The organism is Microbacterium sp. ZW CA_36 (assembly GCF_044987475.1).
Taxonomy (GTDB): Bacteria; Actinomycetota; Actinomycetes; order Actinomycetales; family Microbacteriaceae; genus Microbacterium.
The window spans coordinates 1-5,991 of record NZ_JBJDRL010000112.1 but is presented as its reverse complement, the minus strand read 5'-3'; the positions used below and the strand labels follow the sequence as shown (position 1 = coordinate 5,991).

At 71.2% G+C, this 5,991-nt stretch carries 5 protein-coding genes; 1 reads left to right on the top strand and 4 read right to left on the bottom strand.

The window, feature by feature from the left end:
- Positions 1–190: 190 nt before the first annotated feature.
- Positions 191–391, top strand: a complete 201-nt coding sequence (locus tag ACI3KX_RS21685) for a hypothetical protein (protein ID WP_349428724.1) — start codon at positions 191–193, stop codon at positions 389–391.
- Positions 392–515: 124 nt separating this feature from the next.
- Here the strand turns inward: ACI3KX_RS21685 and ACI3KX_RS21680 are convergent, their stop codons facing one another.
- The 4 genes from ACI3KX_RS21680 to ACI3KX_RS21665 all read right to left on the bottom strand — a co-directional run bounded on the left by ACI3KX_RS21680 (position 516) and on the right by ACI3KX_RS21665 (position 5,673).
- Entirely contained in the window at positions 516–1,460 is a 945-nt protein-coding gene (locus ACI3KX_RS21680; RefSeq protein ID WP_363354589.1) for an aldose 1-epimerase family protein, read from the bottom strand.
- Positions 1,461–1,681: 221 nt separating this feature from the next.
- Positions 1,682–3,193, bottom strand: a complete 1,512-nt coding sequence (gene araA / locus ACI3KX_RS21675; protein WP_363354591.1) for an L-arabinose isomerase — start codon at positions 3,191–3,193, stop codon at positions 1,682–1,684.
- A 99-nt stretch (positions 3,194–3,292) separates the two neighbouring features.
- Positions 3,293–4,906, bottom strand: a complete 1,614-nt coding sequence (locus ACI3KX_RS21670; RefSeq protein ID WP_363354593.1) for an FGGY-family carbohydrate kinase — start codon at positions 4,904–4,906, stop codon at positions 3,293–3,295.
- On the bottom strand, positions 4,903–5,673 hold the full coding sequence (locus ACI3KX_RS21665; RefSeq protein WP_363354595.1) for an L-ribulose-5-phosphate 4-epimerase: 771 nt from the start codon (positions 5,671–5,673) through the stop codon (positions 4,903–4,905). Before ACI3KX_RS21665 ends, ACI3KX_RS21670 begins: the two co-directional genes overlap by 4 nt.
- Between the last annotated feature and the right edge of the window lie 318 nt (positions 5,674–5,991).

Below are 5,991 nucleotides of genomic sequence, written 5' to 3'. Positions count from 1 at the left end.
CCCTGCGCCCCGTGCTTGCGCCCTGCGGCTGCGCTGCGCCCTGCGGCTGCTGTCGCCGGCGGCGGCGGCGGCGGCGGCGGCGGCGGCGGCGACCCTCCGTGTATCAAGAGCCCCGCGTCTGTGCAACCCCCTGATCCGGCCGAAGGCCCCGGCGTAACGTCGATGTCATCCCTCATGAGAGGAGAGATCGATGGGATTCATGGACGACGCGAAAGAGACGGCCGAGGCCGTCGGCGAGAAGATCAAGGACGCGTGGGAAGACACCACCGATCGAGTCGGAGACAAGGTCGACGAGATGAAGGCTGATGCCGACGTCAAGAAGGCCGAAGCCGAGCGCGATTCGGTGAAGACGCGCAACGACATCAAGGAAGACCTGCGGGACAGCACCTGAACCCCCGCTCACGATGAAGGCGGAGCCGACCGGGGGGCCGGCTCCGCCTTCGTCGTGTGCGGCAGCGATCGCGGGAGCTACCGCGATCGCGCGATCAGCAAGGGCGCTGATCGCAAGACTTCGATCAGCCGATGGCGCCGATCCGCCACGACGCGGTGACGGAGGCGTCGGGCTCGACGACGAGGAGCCCCGCGTCGTAGTCGTACGACCCGGCGTTGAAGGCGTCGGGTGCGCAGGTCATCGGCTCGACCGCGAGACCCAGCCGGCTCTGCGCGGTGTCGGGCTTGTCGGCGGTGTGGACCTGCACCCATGGGCACGCGGCATCCCACGACATCTGGACACCCGAGCCACCCGCATCCGTCACCCGCACCGTGGCCGTGCCGTCGGCGTCACGGGTGAGGCCGGAGTACGCGTGATCGATCTCGGCGGAGCCGATCGGCCGCGCCGAGCGGTAGTCGAAACGCTCCGGATCCTCGGCGTCGACCGCGACGAGACCGGTCGGGATGAGGCGGTCGGGCGTGACGGCGAGCACCTGCGTCGCGGGCAGCTCGAGCGTCCACCCGTCGACGCGGCCGTCGCCGGCGACGAGGTACGGGTGCGGCCCGGTCCCCCACGGCGCCGGCTCGTCGCTCTCGTTGTGGGCAGTGACGGACTGGGTGAGCCCGTCCGGCCCGAGCGCGAAGGTCGTCGTGACGACGAGGCGCCACGGGTAGGCCGTCTGCGGCTGGATGACGGCGGCCAGGGTCACGTGGTCCGGTCCCTTGTCGATCGCCTCGAAGTCGAGCCACGTCGCCAGGCCGTGCAGCGCGTGCGAGCGCGCGGGCTCCGTGAGCGCCAGCTGGAAGTCGCGCCCGCCGAACGAGTAGCGCCCGTCGACCACGCGGTTCGGCCACGGCGCGAGGGTCGCACCGCGGTGCGCGGGACGCACCTCGTCGGCCTCGAACGGCACGACGAGGTCGCGGCCGCGATACGTGAGCGAGCGGAGCGTCGCGCCGACGCTCGCGACGACGGCTTCGTAGTCGCCGGCGCGGAGCGCGTGCTGGGTTCCTGATGCGGGGGGTCGTGCCATGAGTTTCGAATCCTCTTCAGATGCAGGGAAGTTCGCCGCAGATCACAGTACCGGGATCGCTCCCAGGCATGGTCCCTGCCGGCTTGGGGGGCAGCCCAGTCGCCCGTGGCACGTGGCGCGTGGCGACGCGGTTTGGGGCGCACCCCGCTCGTTCGGAGCGCACCGCGTGCGCCCCGAACGGACGCCATGCGCCCCAACCCCGGATGACTGGGTCCCAGGGATCAGAGACCCTGCGCGAGACGGTAGTAGGCCTGGTTCCAGCGCAGCTCGCGCTGGAAGCCGCGCGCCGTGGTGTCCTCGTCGATGACGACGAGCTCGGTCGCCGCGATCTCGGCGAAGTCCCGGAACACCTCGATGCCCACCGCGGTGGTCATGACCGTGTGGTGCGCGGCGCCGGCGGCGAGCCAGCAGGCGGCGCTGGTGGCGAAGTCCGGCGCGGGCTTCCAGACCGCGCGTCCGACGGGGAGCTTCGGCAGGTCGGGCGCATCCACGTTCTCGACGATGTTGGCAACAAGGCGGAAGCGGTCGCGCATGTCGCTCATGGCGACGACCAGCGCCGGTCCGGGGTCGGCCGTGAAGACGAGACGCACCGGGTCGTCCTTGCCGCCGATGCCGAGCGGATGCACCTCGAGGCGCGGCTTCGCCGTGGTCAGCGACGGCGAGACCTCGAGCATGTGGGCGCCGAGGATCTTCTCGTCACCGGCGACCAGGTCGTAGGTGTAGTCCTCCATCAGGCTCGCGCCGCCGGGGCGGCCCGCGCCCATGACGTTCGCGACGCGCACCAGGATGGCGGTCTTCCAGTCGCCCTCGGCGCCGAAGCCGTAGCCCTCGGCCATGAGGCGCTGCACGGCGAGACCAGGCAGCTGCTTCAGCGCGCCGAGGTCCTCGAACGAGGTCGTGAAGGCGCCGAAGCCGCCCTCCTCGAGGAAGCTCCGCAGGCCCAGCTCGATCGCCGCGCCGTCGCGCAGCGACTGGTGGCGGTCGCCGTCCGGCCGCAGCTCGGGCGCGACGTCGTACAGCTCGAGGTACTCGGCGACCAGCGCGTCGACTTCGGCGTCGGAGGCGGCATCCACCGCCTCCACCAGCTCGTTCACGCCCCACGTGTTCACCTGCACGCCGAAGCGCAGCTCGGCCTCGGTCTTGTCACCCTCGGTGACCGCGACGTAGCGCATGTTGTCGCCGAAGCGGGCGAGCTTCAGCGAGCGGGAGGCGGCCCAGCCGGCTGCCGCGCGCTGCCAGTCCTCGACCTGCTGGCGCACCGCCGGGTTCGAGACGTGACCTACCACGGTCTTGCGGGCGACGCCGAGGCGGGTCTGGATGTACCCGAACTCCCGGTCGCCGTGCGCGGCCTGGTTCAGGTTCATGAAGTCGAAGTCGATCTCGGCCCAGGGCAGCTCGACGTTGGCCTGCGTGTGCAGGTGCAGCAGCGGCTTCTGCAGTGCGTCGAGCCCCGCGATCCACATCTTCGCGGGGCTGAAGGTGTGCATCCACGCCACGACGCCGATGACGTCGTCGCGCGCGTTGACGTCGAGGGCGAGCCGGCGGATCGAGTCGGAGTCCTTGAGCACCGGCTTCCACACGACCTTGACCGGAAGGCCCGCGAGGCCCTCCGCGACGGCCTGCGACTGCGCCGCGACCTGGCGCAGCGTCTCCTCGCCGTAGAGGTTCTGGCTGCCGGTGACGAACCAGATCTCATAGGCGTCGAGCGAGGTGGACAGGGGCGTGCGGGTCATGAGATTTTCCTTTCGCGAGAACCGGTCGTTGAGCGAGCGAGGAACGAGCGAGACGAAACGCAGTGAGAGGCTCGGAGCGTTTCGTCTCGCTTCGCTCGCTCAACGACCGGTGAGTGACGTGACGGCGGCGGCCTCGACGGCCAGGCCCGCGCGGTAGCGGTCGAGATAGGCGGCGAAGCCCGCGACATCGGCGGGGTCGGGTTCAGCGGTCGCGATCGCCGTGTTCGCGAAGACCCGGTCGTCGAGATACGCGGCGAGGCTCAGCTCGCCGGCGTGCGGGAGGTAGGCGGCGAGCACGGCGATGCCCCACGCCCCGCCCTCCGAGGCCGTGTCGCCGACCGACACCGGAGCGCCGAGCGCACCGGCGAGGAAGCGCTGCGCGACCCCGGCGGTGCGGAACATGCCGCCATGGGCGAACATGCGGTCGAGGCCGACCCCTTCGTCGTCGAGCACGCGCATGCCGAGCGCGAGCGTGCCGAAGACGCCATAGAGCTGGGCGCGCATGGCGTTCGCGAGCGTGAAGCGGCTGTCGGGCGTGCGCACGAACAGTGGGCGACCCTCCGAGAGGCCGGCGATCGGCTCGCCGGCCAGGTGGTTGTAGGCGAGCAGCCCACCGGCATCCGCCTCGCCCTCGAGCGCCTCGCGGAACAGGGTCTCGTATACGGCGTCGTCGGCGAGCGGCGTCCCCGACGCGGCGGCGAACCGGGCGAACATGCCCGCCCAGGCGGCGAGCTCGCTCGCGCCGTTGTTGCAGTGGACCATCGCCACCGCGTCGCCGGACGGTGTCGCGACGAGGTCGAGCTCGTGGTGGACGCGTTCGAGCGGCCGCTCGAGGACGACCATCGCGAAGATGCTCGTGCCTGCGCTGACGTTGCCGGTCCGCGGTGCGACGGCGTTGGTCGCGACCATGCCCGTGCCCGCGTCACCTTCGGGAGCACAGAACGGGATGCCGGGGCGCAGCGCGCCGGTCGGGTCGAGGAGCGCGGCGCCCTCCTCCGTCAACGCGCCGGCGGGAGCACCGGCGGCGAGCACGCGGGGCAGCAGGTCGGCGACATGGCCGACGGTGAGCCTTCCGGCAGCCGGTCCCTGAGCCTGTCGAAGGGCGTCGTAGCGCGCGAGCATCCCGGCGTCGTAGTCGCCCGTGGCGGAGTCGATCGGGAACATCCCCGACGCGTCGCCGACGCCGAGCACCTTCTCCCCCGTCAGGCGCTGGTGGACGAAGCCGGCGAGCGTCGTGACGAAGCGGATGTCGGGGACGTGCGTCTCGGCATCCACCACCGCCTGATGCAGGTGGGCGATCGACCAGCGCAGCGGGATGTTCACGCCGAACGCATCGGTGAGCTCCGCCGCCGCGGGTCCGGTGTTCGTGTTGCGCCACGTGCGGAACGGCACGAGCAGTGTGCCCGCCTCGTCGAAGGCGAGGTAGCCGTGCATCATCGCCGAGACGCCGATCGCGCCGAACGTCTCGGGCGCGACGCCGTGGCGCTGGTGCGCGTCGGAGACGAGATCGGCGTACGCGGCCTGGAGCCCCGACCACACGTCGTCGAGCGAGTAGGTCCACAGACCCGACTCGTAGCGGTTCTCCCACGCGTGCGAGCCCACGGCGAGCACGTTCGCCGGATCGTCGGCGTCCACAAGGCATGCCTTGATGCGGGTCGAGCCCAGTTCGATGCCGAGCGCCGTGCGCCCTGCCAGGATCGCGTCGGCGCTCATCGGCCGGCCTCTTCCGCGCGCTCGTCGGCGCCGTCACGACGCTCGTCGGACGACTGGCCGTAGACGTTCTGGTAGCGGTCGAAGAGGCGGTCGATCGCGTCCTGCGGAATGGGGATCAGGGGGCCGGCCTCACGCGCGTAGTGCACGGTGCGGGCGACGTCCTCGACCATGACCGCGGCCTTGACGGCGTCCTTCGCCGACACCCCGATCGTGAAGGGGCCGTGGTTCTGCATGAGCACGGCGCGGGAGCGATGGCCCGTCAACGTCTCGACGACTCCGCGGCCGATCGAGTCGTCTCCGATGATCGCGAACGGACCGATGGGGATCGGCCCGCCGAACTCGTCGGCCATGGCCGTGATGACGCACGGGATCTCTTCGCCGCGCGCGGCCCAGGCGACGGCGAACGTCGAGTGCGTGTGCACCACGCCGCCGACGTCGGGCATGTGGCGGTACACGTAGGCATGCGCCGCCGTGTCGCTGGAGGGGCTGCGGTCGCTGCCCGGCGTGCCGGGGACGACGTTGCCGTCGAGATCGCACAGGATCATGTTCTCGGGGGCGAGGTCGTCGTATGAGACGCCCGACGGCTTGATGACGAAGAGGTCGGCGCCGGGAACGCGCCCCGACACGTTGCCCCCGGTCCAGACCACGAGTCCGTAGCGCACGAGTTCGCCGTGGAGTTTCGCGACATCGACGCGGATGGCGGCGATGGATGCCTCGACCTCGGGTGTGAACGCGGGTGCCTGCGTCGTCGGCTCGGGGCTGGTCACGGGGTCCTCCGTCGGGTCTCGTGCGGGTCGCGCGGCTCGCTCGGTCGCGCGCATCGATGTTACCGGTAACAACAGATGGCGCAAGTGGTCGCGCGTACCCAACTCAGGATCAACCGGCCCGGCGCGCCACCCCGCCCCGGAATCACGCGGGTGACGCCGCGCGCTACTGCTTGTGCTCCTGAGAACGGTACGGGTGCGAATGCCGCACACTGCCGAGCATCCGCCGCGGCGTCGGGTGCCGCGACGCGGCGGGATCAGGCCAGCGCGGTGCTCAGCGCGGCGGCGCCATGCTCAGCGCGGCGGCGCGGTGCTCAGCGC